The following is a 14,042-nucleotide window of genomic DNA, read 5'->3' on the forward strand; positions in this document are numbered from 1 at the left end:
AGGATCAGCCATGACCAGCTCCAGCACATCCAGACAGATCAAGCTCGGCGCCTTTCTGCCCGGCGGCGGCCAGCACGTCGCGGCTTGGCGCCATCCGGACGCGCCGGCCGATGGCGCCACCAATTTCGAGTTCCACAAGCAACTCGCGCTGACCGCCGAGCGGGGCCTGTTCGACGCCTATTTCCTGGCTGACAATCTCACCATCGGTCTCGGCGCCCGTGAAGGCGGCAACGCCAAGATCGCCGGTTTCGAGCCGGTGACGCTGTTTGCAGCACTGGCGCCGCTGACCACGCATATCGGCTTCATCGCCACCGCCTCGACCACCTATGAGGAACCCTACACGCTCGCGCGCAAATTCGCCTCGCTCGATCTGTTGTCGAACGGGCGCGCCGGCTGGAACGTGGTGACGTCGGCCGGCGACGACACGGCGCGCAACTTCAATCGTGACGTCCAGCCCAATCATGCCGAGCGCTATGCGCGGGCGCATGAGCATGTCGAAACGGTCAAGGCGCTGTGGGACAGCTGGGAAGACGACGCCTTCATCCGCGACAAGAAGACGGGCCGTTTCTACGATAAGGACAAGCTGCATGACGTGAACCACAAGGGCGCGCATTTCAGCGTCAAGGGGCCGCTCAACGTGCCGCGTCCGGTGCAGGGTCATCCGGTGGTCGTGCAGGCGGGACAGTCGGAGGACGGTCGCGGGCTTGCGGCGGCATCGGCCGAGGTGATATTCACCGCGCATCAGAACCTTGCCTCGGCGCAGGAGTTCTATCGCGACATCAAGGCGCGCGTCGCGGCGGCCGGGCGCGATCCGGCGCAGGTGCTTATCATGCCGGGCGTGGCGCCCTTCGTCGGCCGCACCGAGGAAGAGGCCCGTGCCAAATACCAGCAGCTGAACGACCTGATCCTGCCGGAGGACGGCGTGGCGCTGCTCAACGGACTTGCCGGCCAGACGCTCGACCTCAGGGACTATCCGCTCGACGGCCCGCTGCCGCCGAGCAGGGAGACCGAAGGCATGAAGAGCCGCCAGGTGCTGATCCGCCAGATCGCGGACGAGCATAATTTCACGATCCGCCAGCTCTATCAGTGGGTGGCGACCGCGCGCGGCCATTACACGGTGATCGGCAGTGCCGCCCAGGTCGCCGATCAGCTGGAGGAATGGTTCACAGGCGAGGCCGCCGACGGCTTCAACATCCTGCCGCCCTGGCTGCCCGGCGCGCTCGACGACTTCGTAGACCTGGTAATCCCGGAGCTGCAGCGTCGCGGCCTGTTCCGCACCGCTTACGAGGGCAGGACGCTGCGCGAAAATCTTGGCCTGAGGCGACCGCAGAATCCGTGGGCGGCCGCGCGCTCGACCGTGCTCGCCGCCGAATGATTCCTGAAGCGAGAGGGCAAGACGATGACTTTGCAGCATATCGAAAAGACGGTCGGTATCGGCCGTCATGAGGGTGGCAGCGGCACCGGCATGGAGCCGCTGCACCTCCTGACGCGGACTTCGGCGCGAATCCTGTCGCGTTATGGCGTGCTGCTCGGCTTTCTCGTGTTCTGGCAGGTGGCAGCGAGCAGCGGCTGGGTCAATTCGGCCGTGCTGCCGCCGGTCGACACGATCGTCGCGGCGCTCTGGAACGGTCTCATTGGCGGCAGCCTGCTCGGCGACATAGCCATCAGCCTGCAGCGTGCCGGCCTTGCATTCGCGGCGGCCGTCGTCGTTGCCATTCCGCTTGGCCTGGTCATGGGCCAGGCGCGTGCCGTGGAGACCGCGCTCGACCCGATCCTGCAGCTGTTCCGTCAGACCTCGGCGCTGGCGCTCTACCCGGTGTTCATCCTGCTTTTGGGACTGGGTGAAGCTTCGAAGGTGTTCGTCATCTTCTGGGCGACGCTGTTTCCGCTACTGCTCAACACCATCAGCGGCGTCAAGGAGGTCGACCCGAAGCTGCTCGAAATGGCGCGCGCCTATGGTGCCCGGCGGCTGACGATTTTCCGTCGCGTCGTGCTGCCGGGCGCGGTGCCGTCGATCTTCGTCGGCCTGCGGCTCGGCGCCACGACCGCGCTGCTGCTCTTGATCGCTTCGGAGATGATCGGTGCCAACAAGGGCATCGGCTTCCAGGTGATGAATGCCCAGTACAATTTCCAGATTCCGCTGATGTTCGCGGCGATCGTCATCCTGGCGGCACTCGGCCTGATCGCCAACCAGGTGCTGGTCGTCCTGCAGCGGCGGCTGTGTCGTTGGAATGTTTCAGCCGGCTAAGCACCCAAACCTTCACCGTCACTCCCAAAACAACGAAAGGCTTGATCATGAGCATCACCCGCCGTTCGCTTCTCCTGCGCGCTCCGCTTGCTGTCGGCATTCTCGCCGGCCTGCCGTCGATCGCCATGGCGCAAGCCGCATCCGTCAAGATCCGCTATCTCGCCAGCCGCGGCAGCATCTCCCCGCATGAGCTGGCCGACGCGCTCGGCTATTTCAAGGGCCTCGGCATCGAGCTCGAAAATGTCGGCTATGCCGCGGGCGGCCCGGAATCGCTGTTCGCGCTCGCGTCCGGCAGCGTCGACCTGGGCTCGGCAGCCACGCCGGCGGTGATCAACTCTATCGCCGGCGGCAACGACTTCGTCGCGGCTTATCCCAGCAACGGCATCAACAAGGATGTGAAGAGTGTCTTCTACGTGCTGGAAGACAGTCCGATCAAATCGATCGCCGACATTGCCGGCAAGACGATCTCGGTCAACACGCTCGGCGCCCATCTCGATTATACGGTGCGCGAGGCGCTGCACAGCGTTGGCCTGCCGCCGGACGCGGCCAAGCTGGTGGTGGTGCCCGGGCCGCAGCTCGAACAGACCTTGCGCTCGCGTCAGGTCGATATTGCCGGGCTGGGTTATTGGCAAGCGACGTTTGCGGGCCAACTGGTCAGCAATGGCGGTGTGCGCGGCGTCTTCAACGATACCGACGTGCTCGGCGAAATCGCCGGTGGCTTCGTCGTCCTGCGTCGTGATTTCATCACGGCGAATCCGGAGGCAGCCCACAACTTCGTCGAACAGTCGGCGCGCGCGTCGGACTGGTCGCGGCAAAATCCGGACGAGACGCGCAAGCTGCTCGCCGACATCCTCAACAGGCGTGGCGAGAATGGCGAGCTGGCGCGCTACTGGACCGGCTTCGGCCTGCGCGAAAAGGCGGCGGTGACCGACCGCGACGTCGAGTTCTGGGTGAATATCCTCGAGCGCGACGGCCGGCTGCCGAAAGGCAAGCTCAAGGCTTCCGACATTCTCTACCGTCTCGGCGAAACCAAGACCAATTGAGCACGGAGACGCAAACCATGCCCACGGCACGCGGCGGCGATGTCACGATCCGCGACCTGTCGAAATCCTTCGCTCTCGCCGGGCGGCAGCTTGCCGTGCTGCGCTCGCTCAATCTCGATATCCGCTCCGGCGAATGCCTGGTCATTGTCGGCGCAAGCGGTTCCGGCAAGACGACGCTGCTGCGCATCCTTGCCGGGCTGGAGCGGGCCGATGGCGGCGCCGTCGCGATCGACGGCAAGCGGATTGAGGGCGTCGGCGAAGAGCGAGCGGTAATTTTCCAGGAGCCGCGGCTGCTGCCCTGGCTGACTGTGCTCGGCAATGTCGCCTTCGGTCTCGAAGTGCGCGGCATTGCCAAGGCGGAGGCCGAGAAGCGGGCGCGTTTCTATGTCGCCCTGGTCGGCCTTGCCGAATTCAGCGATGCATATCCCAGGCAGCTCTCCGGCGGCATGGCGCAGCGCGTCGGCATCGCCAGGGCACTGACGGTGCAGCCGGAAATCCTGCTGCTCGACGAGCCGCTCGGGGCGCTCGACGCCATGACCAAGATCTCCATGCAGGAGGAGCTGGCGCGCATCTGGAGCGACGAGAATGTCACCATGGTCATGGTGACCCATGACCTTGAAGAGGCGATCTATCTTGCCGACAGGGTGCTGATCCTGCCCAGGGAGAAAGGCGGCGCGGCGCGACTGATCGATGTCGACCTACCGCGGCCGCGCGAGCGCAGCGAAAGCCGCTTCGTGCGCTATCGCGAGGAGCTGCTAAGCGAGTTCGGCCTGCACTAGGTTGATATTCAGGTGATGCCGGCTCGATCTTGATCTCAATTAGCCTTCGGCGGTGTCCACCACCTGGCCGCCGCTTAAAGCATTGCGCAGCGCCTGGATTTGCCGGTTCAGAGCATCGAGTTCAGCCAGCTTCATGCCTGAGCGCTCGATCAGGGTCTCGTTCAGGCAATTGCACCGGACGAGCAGAGCACGTCCGGCGGCGGTGAGATCGACCTGCACCTGGCGCTCGTCCGTCTGGCTGCGCTGGCGGGTGACAAGTCCTGCCTGTTCCATGCGTTTCACCAGCGGCGTGATGGTGCTCGATTCGAGGGCCAGCCGATGCGCGATGCTGCCCACCGACATGCCGTCCGTCTCTCCCAGCGCATTGAGCACGAGATATTGCGGATAGGTGATCCCCATCTCGTCCAGCATTGGCTTGTAGGTGCGGTTGATCGCCATGCTGGTGGCGTAGAGGGTGAAGCAGAGCTGATTGTCCAACGGGAGAGGCACGGCGCATTCCTTTGCCGACTGAGCATCCTTTATGTACCACGGGAAATGGTATCGCGATACATTTTTTCGTGGACAAGGCTCCCGATCTCCATTACGAAATAATTATCGCGATATTGTTTATCGCGCTAATACAAGGAGATTGAGATGACCTCGCAGACCAAGTCGGGTTCGGGCAGCGGCACGATCACCACGAAGGACGGAACGCAGATCTTCTACAAGGACTGGGGGACTGGCCAGCCGGTCGTCTTCCACCATGGCTGGCCGCTGAGCAGCGACGACTGGGACGCCCAGATGCTGTTCTTCCTGGCACAGGGCTACCGCGTCATCGCCCATGACCGGCGCGGCCATGGCAGGTCCAGCCAGACCGATACCGGCAACGAGATGGACACCTATGCCGCCGATGTGGCGGCGCTCGCGGAACATCTCGACCTCAAGGATGCCATCCACGTCGGTCATTCGACAGGCGGCGGCGAGGTCGCTCGCTATGTCGCGCAATATGGCGGCGGAGGCCGCGTCGCGAAGGCCGTGCTGATCGGCGCGGTGCCGCCGATCATGTTGAAGACGCCGGCCAATCCCGGCGGCCTGCCGATCGAGGTGTTCGACGGTTTCCGCGCGGCGCTGGCGGCCAACCGGGCACAGTTCTTCCACGACGTGCCGGCCGGCCCGTTCTACGGCTTCAACCGTCCCGGCGCCCAGGCTTCCGAAGGTGTCATCGACAATTGGTGGCGCCAGGGCATGATGGGCGGCGCCAAGGCGCATTACGACTGCATCAAGGCCTTCTCAGAAACAGACTTCACCGAGGACCTGAAGAAAATCGACGTGCCGGTGCTGGTCATGCATGGCGACGACGACCAGATCGTCCCGATCGCCGACTCCGCGCTCCTCTCGATCAAGCTGCTCAAGAAGGGCGAGCTCAAGGTTTACAAGGGCTTTCCGCACGGCATGGCAACGACCCATGCGGATGTCATCAACGCCGACCTGCTGGCCTTCTTCAAGGCCTGAGGCTGGCCGCCAAAACGCGAAAGCACCCGCCCTCGGGCGGGTGCTGTAAGACGACGGATCATCGTTTCGCGGTTGGGCGGGGACGCTCGATATTGTCCCTATGCCGTCCTTTCGATATCGGCGAGAAGTCAGCGCCCGGCCGCCGATATCATCTCCAGACTCGGCACCGAAAAATGGTACTGTCGCCTCTGAAGAAGGGGGCAAAAAAATGAGTGCCGTCGTAGGATCGCTGCTTGATGCCGGCGATTGCAGCATCATGCTGATCCGATGAGATATGTTTCGCTGGGAACGTATCCGATCCGGCAGCCGGTCCAGGGCGGCCAGCTGCGGGCGAACGCCATCCACAAGGTCCTGCGGGATTGTGGATGGGAAACACGCCATGTCCTCGTTACTCCCAACCGCGGCGCCAGGCGGGAAATGGAGGCCGGCGATCTTTTCATCGAGATGCCGCGCCGGTTTCGCAAGCAGATGGCCAGGCGCAAATGGCGTTCCGATGTCGCCACCGCCGAATTCATCGCGCGCAGCAGCTCCCATCGCCTTGAAATCGCAAGATTTCTCGACGACTTCAGGCCGGATGTCATTGCCGTGGAGCAAGGCTGGCTTTGGCCGGCTTTGCGTGAGTATGTTGAGACGTGCCCGCCCGAGGCGAATTTTTCAATCGTCTACAGCTCGCACAATGTCGAACAGCACTTGCTGGCGCAAGAGGCCGCGATTGCCGGCGCGGGAACGGACCTCTGGAGCGCTCGACGTGCGGCGGACATCGAGTCCGATCTTGCCGCAAAGGCGGACCTGGTGGTCGCGGTCAGCGAGCAGGATGCAGCCCATTTTCGCAAGCTCAATCCAAGCGTGGTGGTCGCCGGCAACGGCGTATGGCCGCGGGAAACGCCCGTCGGCCTCGATCGTTGGGCATCGCGGTTCGCCGGCCTGCGCACGGCGCTGTTCGTCGGGTCGGGCCATCCGCCCAACGCCCGCGGTTTTCTGCAGATGACGGATCCGGACCTTGGTTTTCTCTCAGCCTCGGAACGGATTGTGGTGGTTGGCGGCGTTGCCGACCAGATCCGCAACGATCCCGGATTCCTGCGGCATCGTGGCGCCGACAATGCCCGGATCGAGCTGCTCGGCATGCAGGACGGCGCGAACCTCAGCGCGCTGATCGAGCTTGCGGACGTCGTGATGCTTCCGATCGTCGAGGGCGGCGGCACGAATATCAAGACCGCGGAAGCGCTGTACAACCGCAAGCCGGTCGTGGCGACATCCTTCGCGTTGCGCGGCTACGAGCAATTCCAGCATTGGCCGAATGTCCGGCTGGCGGACAGGCCGGAAGACTTCCGGGATGTGCTTGCCCAGGCGCTCAGAAGCGAGCCTGAAGAGCTGAATTCGGCGGACATCGCGCAGCTCGACACGCTGCTTTGGAGTTCGACGCTCCGAAAGCTTCCCGAGCTGTTTGCAGCGCTGCCGAGGCGGCAACGCCAGCCGGCGGCGAAGCCAGCCGATGGCCGGGGTCGCTTTCTTCACGGCCTTTTGCAACGCCTGGGTTTGAGGGGAAGGAGCTGATCTCGTCGCGAGGGCGGCGAGGGAAGAAGCTGCTTGTTGGATAAAGCAAGCGTCGCGCCATGGGACGCCGCCGCCGGCTCCGAAACCTTCAAGGCTCCGAACCCGGCGGCGATCTTTTGTTGAACGGCAGCTTGGCCGCTGATCCGATCGGCTCAGGCTTTCCGCGCTTCCTTCATGTTGGGCAGGAAAACAGTCAGCAGGCCGAGGAAGGGCAGGTACGAGCAGATCTGGTAGACGAAGTCGATGCCCTTCATGTCGGCGACGACGCCGAGCACCGCGGCGGCGATGCCGCCCATGCCGAAGGCGAAGCCGAAGAAGATGCCGGCGATCATGCCGACGCGGCCCGGAACCAGCTCCTGCGCGAAGACGACGATGTTGGAGAAGGCCGACGACAGGATCAGGCCGATCAGCACGGTAAGCACCATCGTCCATTCCAGATTGGCGTAGGGCAGCGCCAGCGTGAAGGGTAGCACACCGACGATCGAGAACCAGATCATCGCCTTCTGGCCGTAGCGGTCGCCGAAGGGGCCGCCGAGCAGGATGCCCAGCGCCGAGGCGCCGAGGAAGAGGAACAGCATCACCTGGCTCATCTGCACCGAAACGCCGAATTTATGCATGGCGTAGAAGGTGTAGTAGCTGGAGAGCGAGGCGATATATGCGTTCTTGGTCAGCACCAGCAGCGTCAGCACGGCCAACGCCCACATGACCTTCTTGCGCGCGAAGGGCGAGACATGGGCAGCCTGCTTGCGGGTGGCCAGCGAGGCGCGCAGCCGACTGTACCAGCCGCCGACCCGCCACAGAACGACGATGCCGATCAGCGAGCCGACGGCGAACCAGGAAATGCTGGTCTGGCCGAACGGCACGACGATGAAGGCGGCGAGCAGCGGGCCCATGGCCTGGCCGAAATTGCCGCCCACCTGGAACAGCGATTGCGCCAGGCCGAACCGGCCGCCCGAGGCGAAGCGGGCGATACGCGAGGATTCCGGATGGAAGATCGCCGAGCCGATGCCGATCAGCGAGGCGCCGATCAGGAGCAGCCAGTAATGACCGGCATGGGCGAGCACCACCAGGCCGACCAGCGACGAGGCCATGCCCCAAGGCAAGGAGTAGGGCATCGGCTTCTTGTCGGTGATCATGCCGATCACCGGCTGCAGCAGCGAGGCCGTCACCTGGAAGGTGAAGGTCAAAAGGCCGATCTGCCAGAAATCGAGACCGTAATTGTCCTTGAGCAGCGGATAGATCGCCGAAAGCAGCGACTGCATGATGTCGTTGACGCAGTGGCAGAAGCTCACCGCAAGAATGACGGTGAAGGCCGTCGCCTGCGCCGAGATGTTGCTTGCCGGCGCCGGTGCGGCGACGGAGGTGGCGGTCGTATCAGTCAAGGCAATGCTCCGTAGTCTCTTGTTGGAGCATGGTCTTTTCCGAAAACCGGTTCCCACTTTTCGGGATCATGCTCTGGGCGGGCCGAACCGCAGCCGGCCTTATAGGCCCGTTGCTAAGCGACTTCTTTCGTGGTTTGGTCCAATAGTTTCGCAAGTGGGCCACATCGATGCCGCATGGCAAGGAGATATTCAAGGGCGACGCCGCCGAGCTCGGCCGGCTGCATGAAAGCCGCTGGCAATGGCTGGAACAGGCTGTCGGGCCGGCGGTCGCGCTGCCGACCGAATATCCGGACGGCTATCACGTGCCGCAGCACCGCCACAGCCGCAGCCAGCTGCTGCACGCGCTGGTCGGCGTGGTCCTGGTGACGACCAGGCACGGGCGCTGGATGGTGCCGCCCGACCATGCGATGTGGATACCAGCCGGCATCGAGCATTCCGTCGAGATGTTGGGCGACGTCTCGATGCGCTCGGTCTATGTGATGCCGGGCGCCATTGCCGGCCTGCCGGACAGCTTGCGCGTCGTCGGCATTACCGAGCTGATGCACAGCCTGATCGTCGAATCGGAGAAGCTGCCGCAGGGCGGCGAGCTCGAAGGGCGGGCAGCACTTGTCATGGGACTGCTGCTGCACGAGATCCCGAACCTGCCGGAACGACCGCTCGGCTTGCCTTTCCCGTCCGATCCGAAGCTCGCGGCGCTTTGCCGGCGTTTCGTGGCGGCCCCTTCGCCGCATGCGACGATCGACGAATGGGCGGATGCCGCGGGCATGAGCCGGCGCTCTTTCACCCGCGCCTTCCATCGCCAGACCGGGCTGTCGCTGTCGACCTGGCGCCAGCAGGCCTGCCTTTTCGCGGCGTTGCCAAGGCTCGCCGACGGCGAGCCGATCACCAGGGTGGCGCTCGATCTCGGCTATGACAGCGTGCCGGCCTTCATCACCATGTTCAAGCGCATGCTCGGCGCTTCGCCGCGCGGCTATATGCGTGGCTCGCGCGATGCCGGTGAGAACCAGCGCCGTACAGGCGGTCCGATCGCCGCGTGAAACAGCGCCAAGCGGCATTGAGCCGGTGTGCCGGTTCTCGGCCTAGGCGCCAATTCTGATTGCAATTTGCAATCAGTTATGTTTCTTTTGCGAGAAACGCAAAATCGGAGGCCCCATGGCAACGATCGTCTATGCCATGCTGACATCGCTGGACGGCTACATCGCCGGGCCGAGCGGAGACATCGACTTGCCGGTTCCCGAGGAAGAATTGCATCGGTATTTCAACGACGAGATGAGGCGGACGTCGATCGCGCTGTGCGGGCGCCGGATGTATGAAACCATGCGCTTCTGGGACAGCCCGGAACGCGATATCGCGGCTGGGGAGGTCGAGCGGGATTTTGCCCGCGCGTGGCGGGAGACGCCGAAGGTCGTGTTTTCGACCACGCTTCAGGAGGTCGGGCCGAATGCCCGCCTGGTGAAGGCTGACGCGGAGGCGGTGGCAAGGACCCTCAAGACGGATACAGATGGCGAGATTTCGGTCTCCGGCGCCGACCTTGCCGGGCACCTTGCGCGTGCCGGCCTAATCGACGAATACCGGCTTTACGTGCATCCGGTCGTGCTGGGCGGCGGCAAGCCCTATTTCCAGTCCGGCCGGTCGCTGGCGTTAAAGCCGCTCGGCACGGAGCGCCTTGCCCAAGGGGTCACGCTGCTGCGCTATGCGCCCGCGGGAACCAGTTTCTGATCAATCGAACAGGCTCGAGACCGATTCTTCCGTCGCGGTGCGCGAGATCGCTTCGCCCAGCAGGTCGGCGATCGAAATGACACGGATGTTCGGGGCGTCGAGCACGCCCTGCGTCGGCTGAATGGAATCTGTGATCACCAGTTCCTGCAGCTTCGAGCCGGCGATACGGGCAACGGCGCCGCCGGAGAGCACGCCATGGGTGATGTAGGCGGTGACGGAGGTCGCGCCATTGGCCAGCAGCGCGTCGGCCGCGTTGCAAAGCGTGCCGCCGGAATCGACGATGTCGTCGATCAGGAGGCAGTCCTTGCCGGCAACCGCGCCGATGATGTTCATGACTTCCGATTCACCGGGACGCTCGCGGCGCTTGTCGACGATGGCGAGCTGCGCGTCGAAGCGCTTGGCCAGCGCGCGCGCCCGCACCACGCCGCCAATGTCGGGCGACACGACGACGACATTGCCGAGCTGCTTGTACTTGGCCTTCACGTCGCGGGCCATCACCGGCACCGAGAACAGATTGTCGGTCGGGATGTCGAAGAAACCCTGGATCTGGCCGGCATGGAGATCAAGCGTCAGCACGCGGTCGGCGCCGGCGCGGGTGATCATGTTGGCGACCAGCTTGGCCGAGATCGGCGTGCGGCCCGAGGCGCGGCGGTCCTGCCTTGCATAGCCGAAATAGGGGATGACCGCCGTGATGCGCCGCGCCGAGGAGCGCATGAAGGCGTCCATCATGATGAGCAGTTCCATCAGATGGTCGTTGGTCGGATAAGAGGTCGATTGCAGGATGAAGACATCCTCGCCGCGCACGTTTTCCTGGATCTCGACGAAGATCTCCTGGTCGGCGAAGCGCCTGACGCTGGCCTTGCCCAGCGGGACGTTGAGATAGCGAGCGACCGCCTCGGCCAGCACCCGATTGGAATTGCCCGCGAAAAGCTTCATGCACCGTTCCTGGTGAAGGATGGAGAGGCCGGAGAGACTCTCATGCGCCTTTTAAGCGGGCTTTTAGCGGGCCGGGCCGGTATTGCAAGCCTCGTCGTGGGGAATCCTTCCGGCGGCCGCAACAAACACGGAAAACATCGCAAGCCGGCAACAGTTTGGCCGGCAACAGTTCGGCCCGCGCCGGTCCGGTCAACCGGCGCCGCCGCTGCCGAGCCAGGCGGCGAACTGGTCGATCGTCTGGTCGGCAATGGCCTGCATGGTCGCGGGCGCCACCGTGGGCCAGCCCTCGCCGCTGCCGGCCGCGGGCGCCTTCTGTTGGCCATTGATGCGGTGCAGGCGATTGCCGGAGGGGTCGTAGATGTCCCAGACATAGATGACGGTCGTGTCCTTGCCCTCGGACATCGTCGAAAAATAGCCTTTCAGCACATGCGTGGCCGTTTGGTCGGTGCTGCCGACAAGCGTCAGGCCGCGCTGCCGGGCACGGGCCTGCAGTTCCGCCGTCAACGGCGCCGCAGCCTCCACGGACGCGCCGACGATCGGCGCCACCTGCAGCCGCGTCTTGGCGACAGCCGCGGTCTGGGCCGGTGTCCTGGATGTCGCGGGCGACGCTGTGGTGGAAGGCGCGGGCGAAGGGGCGGGCGCGGTCGTGGTCGGGGTTGTGGCCGTCGTTGATGTGCCCTGCGATGCGGCCGAGGACTGGGCCGAGCCCGCCGGCGGGGTGATTGCCGAAGGTTCGAGCACGTCCTTGGCATTGGTGCAGGCGCCAAGCGCCAGCGCCGCAAGCAATGACACGGTCGTCACCTGCGATCGTCTCATTTGCCTGAAAACTCCCTGCTGGCGAACGCCCCCGCGTGAACGAACGATTATGGATTCACTGCACGATCAAGTCGAGATCATGGCGCGACAGCGGCTTCGGCGCCGATTCCGTGGTGAGGTAGGTGCGGCCAAGCGTCATCGCGGTCTCGGTCTCAGAGTCCATGATGATCATGTGCGCGAACAGCGTCATGTTGGGCGCGATCGGTTCCGTGTTGCCCTGGTAGAACATCGGCATGTCCATCCAGGACGGCGTGAAGCGGGCGCCGACCGAATAGCCGCAGGCGTTCAGCCGGTGCTTGGTCAGATTGTGCGTTTCGAGCGTGCGGGCATGCGCGTCGAAGACATCGCCGAAAGTGTTGCCCGGCGTCATCGCCTTTTCGACCGCGAGCAGGGCGGCGCGGGAAGCGTCGAACAATTCCTGATGACGTTTCGATATCTTGCCGGTCAAAACGGTACGCATCATGGGGGCATGGTAGTGGTGGAAGACGCCGGCCCATTCGAGCGTCAGCTGGTCGTTCTTGGTGAGCTTGCGGCGGCCGGCCTTGTAGCGGCAGAGCAAGGCATCGGCGCCGGAGCCAATGATATACTCATTGGCGGGATAGTCGCCGCCGCCGGCAAAGACCGCGCCCTGCATGGCGGCAAGGATCAGCCCTTCGTCGCCGCCTTGCTTGATCAGGGGCAGGGCGGCATCCAGCGCGTCGTCGGAAAGATTGGCGGCCTTTTCCGCCTTGGCGATCTCGGCCGGGCTCTTGAACAGGCGCAGCCGGCCGACGATGCCGGAAGCATCAGCGATCTGGCCGAAGGTCTGCAACTGCTCGTCCAGGCGGCGGCCATTGTAGGCGGTCAAGCCATGGGTGTCGTATTCGACGCCGATGCGGGCGCCGAGCAGATCGAGGTCGTTAAGCAGGTTGCGCAGGTCGATCGCCGGATTGGCCCCCTGACGATCGGTCCACAGCACGATATTCTCGATGGTCGAGGTATGGCGCGCCTGTCTCAGATCGGCCGAACGGGTGAGCAGCACCATCGAGCCGTCGGCCTTCACCACCAGGCACTGGAAGAAGCAGAAGCCGAACGTGTCGTAGCCGGTCAGCCAGTACATGCTCTCCTGCGCGAACAGGAGCACGGCGTCGAGCTTCTTCTCGGCCAGCTCGATCAGCAGCCGGTCGCGCCGCGCGTCGAATTCCGAACGTTCGAAATGCAGCGCCATTATTCTTTCTCCAGAACGATTGCCGAAACCTGGCGCCCGTAATCCGCTTCCTTGCGGTGTGTGGTGCGCCGGTAGGAATAGAACAGGTCTTCTTCCGCATAGGTGCAGCGGCCAAGCCCCTCAGCGGTCACGCCGGCCTTGCGCAGCCGGTCGACCGTATATCGGTTGAGATCGAACATCGAGTGCCCGGCTGTCTTCGACGGTCTGAAATAGCGGTGATTGCCGGCATCGGCCTCGACGAAGCGGGCGACGAATTCCGGCCCGACCTCGTAATTGTCGGGGCCAATGGAAGGACCGAGCACGGCGACGATGCGCTCGCGGCTGGCGCCGAGGCTCTCCATCGCGGCGACGGTATTCTCGAGCACGCCGGTGAAGGCACCCTTCCAGCCCGCATGGGCGGCACCGATGACGCGCGCCTCGGCATCGGCGAAGAGAACCGGCCCGCAATCGGCGGTCGAGGCGCCGATAGCGATGCCCGGACGGTCGGTGACGATGGCGTCGGCCTTTGGGCGAGGACCAGCGAAGGGTTCCCTGGCGACGACGACATCCGGCGAATGGACCTGGTGCGCGGTCAACAGATGATCCGCCGGCACGCCCATCCAGGCGGCAACGCGCCGCCGGTTCTCGGCGACCAGTGTCTGATCGTCGCTGGAGCCCGTGCCGATGTTGAGCCCCCGATAGATGCCGTCGGAGACGCCGCCGATGCGCGTGAAATAGCCGTGGCGCATGCCTTGCGCCTTTTCAAGCAGCGGCGAGCGCACTGGATCGGGTCTGGTCTGATTCAGCATGGTGGGTTTGTCGTCCGTGCGGGGCGGTCTCGTCAAGGCGAAGTTCGGAGTACGAAGCGGACCAGCCGGTGAAGCCGCT

Annotated in this window: 14 protein-coding genes; 8 read left to right on the forward strand and 6 right to left on the reverse strand. The window is 64.2% G+C overall.

Translation table 11 applies throughout. From position 1 onward, the window contains the following. Positions 1–10 precede the first annotated feature (10 nt). From LB552_RS09620 to LB552_RS09635, 4 genes are read left to right on the forward strand one after another with little or no spacing between them, the layout of a single operon-like run. Positions 11–1,375, forward strand: coding sequence for an LLM class flavin-dependent oxidoreductase (locus tag LB552_RS09620; RefSeq protein ID WP_224604445.1), 1,365 nt, complete (start codon positions 11–13; stop codon positions 1,373–1,375). A gap of 24 nt (positions 1,376–1,399) precedes the next feature. Then, on the forward strand, positions 1,400–2,248 hold the full coding sequence (locus tag LB552_RS09625; protein WP_224604448.1) for an ABC transporter permease: 849 nt from the start codon (positions 1,400–1,402) through the stop codon (positions 2,246–2,248). Between the two features lie 47 nt (positions 2,249–2,295). Next, entirely contained in the window at positions 2,296–3,291 is a 996-nt protein-coding gene (locus LB552_RS09630; protein WP_224604453.1) for an ABC transporter substrate-binding protein, read from the forward strand. Positions 3,292–3,308: 17 nt separating this feature from the next. Next, a complete protein-coding gene (locus LB552_RS09635) occupies positions 3,309–4,070 on the forward strand; it encodes an ABC transporter ATP-binding protein (protein WP_224604462.1) in 762 nt (253 codons plus the stop codon). Positions 4,071–4,109: 39 nt separating this feature from the next. Here LB552_RS09635 and LB552_RS09640 read toward each other — a convergent pair whose 3' ends face one another. Further along, positions 4,110–4,559 carry a MarR family winged helix-turn-helix transcriptional regulator gene (locus LB552_RS09640; protein ID WP_095766524.1) on the reverse strand — a complete coding sequence of 150 codons (450 nt, stop codon included), beginning with the start codon at positions 4,557–4,559 and terminating at the stop codon, positions 4,110–4,112. 144 nt (positions 4,560–4,703) lie between these two features. On the opposite strand from LB552_RS09640, the gene LB552_RS09645 reads away from it, so the two are divergent. After that, a complete protein-coding gene (locus LB552_RS09645; RefSeq protein ID WP_224604465.1) occupies positions 4,704–5,561 on the forward strand; it encodes an alpha/beta fold hydrolase in 858 nt (285 codons plus the stop codon). A 267-nt stretch (positions 5,562–5,828) separates the two neighbouring features. Further along, positions 5,829–7,115: a glycosyltransferase gene (locus LB552_RS09650; RefSeq protein ID WP_224604467.1), complete on the forward strand. Its 1,287-nt coding sequence runs from the start codon at positions 5,829–5,831 to the stop codon at positions 7,113–7,115. Between the two features lie 152 nt (positions 7,116–7,267). Here LB552_RS09650 and LB552_RS09655 read toward each other — a convergent pair whose 3' ends face one another. Continuing rightward, a complete protein-coding gene (locus LB552_RS09655) occupies positions 7,268–8,497 on the reverse strand; it encodes an MFS transporter (protein WP_181174692.1) in 1,230 nt (409 codons plus the stop codon). Between the two features lie 167 nt (positions 8,498–8,664). On the opposite strand from LB552_RS09655, the gene LB552_RS09660 reads away from it, so the two are divergent. Both LB552_RS09660 and LB552_RS09665 read left to right on the forward strand, forming a co-directional pair. After that, positions 8,665–9,534 carry an AraC family transcriptional regulator gene (locus tag LB552_RS09660; protein ID WP_224604469.1) on the forward strand — a complete coding sequence of 290 codons (870 nt, stop codon included), beginning with the start codon at positions 8,665–8,667 and terminating at the stop codon, positions 9,532–9,534. A gap of 115 nt (positions 9,535–9,649) precedes the next feature. Beyond that, the gene (locus LB552_RS09665) at positions 9,650–10,216 is read left to right on the forward strand and encodes a dihydrofolate reductase family protein (protein ID WP_224604472.1); all 567 of its coding nucleotides are present in this window, start codon (positions 9,650–9,652) and stop codon (positions 10,214–10,216) included. On the opposite strand, the gene LB552_RS09670 is transcribed toward LB552_RS09665, so the two are convergent. The 4 genes from LB552_RS09670 to pgeF form a co-directional block, all read right to left on the reverse strand. After that, positions 10,217–11,152, reverse strand: coding sequence for a ribose-phosphate pyrophosphokinase (locus LB552_RS09670; RefSeq protein ID WP_095766529.1), 936 nt, complete (start codon positions 11,150–11,152; stop codon positions 10,217–10,219). Between the two features lie 189 nt (positions 11,153–11,341). After that, positions 11,342–11,968: a hypothetical protein gene (locus LB552_RS09675; RefSeq protein ID WP_095766530.1), complete on the reverse strand. Its 627-nt coding sequence runs from the start codon at positions 11,966–11,968 to the stop codon at positions 11,342–11,344. Between the two features lie 55 nt (positions 11,969–12,023). Further along, on the reverse strand, positions 12,024–13,175 hold the full coding sequence (locus LB552_RS09680) for a M24 family metallopeptidase (protein WP_224604474.1): 1,152 nt from the start codon (positions 13,173–13,175) through the stop codon (positions 12,024–12,026). Further along, positions 13,175–13,963: a peptidoglycan editing factor PgeF gene (gene pgeF, locus LB552_RS09685; protein WP_224604476.1), complete on the reverse strand. Its 789-nt coding sequence runs from the start codon at positions 13,961–13,963 to the stop codon at positions 13,175–13,177. The genes LB552_RS09680 and pgeF overlap by 1 nt, the downstream gene beginning before the upstream one ends. Positions 13,964–14,042: the final 79 nt, after the last annotated feature.

This window comes from Mesorhizobium sp. CA7 (genome assembly GCF_020165015.1).
In the GTDB taxonomy this organism is placed as follows: domain Bacteria; phylum Pseudomonadota; class Alphaproteobacteria; order Rhizobiales; family Rhizobiaceae; genus Mesorhizobium.

What these genes read in the sequence shown, in the direction of transcription:
- LB552_RS09635 (WP_224604462.1), top strand. Translation starts at nt 3,309, where the DNA reads ATGCCCACGGCACGCGGCGGCGATGTCACGATCCGCGACCTGTCGAAA.
- LB552_RS09630 (WP_224604453.1), top strand. Translation starts at nt 2,296, where the DNA reads ATGAGCATCACCCGCCGTTCGCTTCTCCTGCGCGCTCCGCTTGCTGTC.
- LB552_RS09675 (WP_095766530.1), bottom strand. Translation starts at nt 11,968, where the DNA reads ATGAGACGATCGCAGGTGACGACCGTGTCATTGCTTGCGGCGCTGGCG.
- LB552_RS09650 (WP_224604467.1), top strand. Translation starts at nt 5,829, where the DNA reads ATGAGATATGTTTCGCTGGGAACGTATCCGATCCGGCAGCCGGTCCAG.
- LB552_RS09680 (WP_224604474.1), bottom strand. Translation starts at nt 13,175, where the DNA reads ATGGCGCTGCATTTCGAACGTTCGGAATTCGACGCGCGGCGCGACCGG.
- LB552_RS09660 (WP_224604469.1), top strand. Translation starts at nt 8,665, where the DNA reads ATGCCGCATGGCAAGGAGATATTCAAGGGCGACGCCGCCGAGCTCGGC.
- LB552_RS09670 (WP_095766529.1), bottom strand. Translation starts at nt 11,152, where the DNA reads ATGAAGCTTTTCGCGGGCAATTCCAATCGGGTGCTGGCCGAGGCGGTC.
- LB552_RS09665 (WP_224604472.1), top strand. Translation starts at nt 9,650, where the DNA reads ATGGCAACGATCGTCTATGCCATGCTGACATCGCTGGACGGCTACATC.
- pgeF (WP_224604476.1), bottom strand. Translation starts at nt 13,963, where the DNA reads ATGCTGAATCAGACCAGACCCGATCCAGTGCGCTCGCCGCTGCTTGAA.
- LB552_RS09645 (WP_224604465.1), top strand. Translation starts at nt 4,704, where the DNA reads ATGACCTCGCAGACCAAGTCGGGTTCGGGCAGCGGCACGATCACCACG.
- LB552_RS09625 (WP_224604448.1), top strand. Translation starts at nt 1,400, where the DNA reads ATGACTTTGCAGCATATCGAAAAGACGGTCGGTATCGGCCGTCATGAG.
- LB552_RS09620 (WP_224604445.1), top strand. Translation starts at nt 11, where the DNA reads ATGACCAGCTCCAGCACATCCAGACAGATCAAGCTCGGCGCCTTTCTG.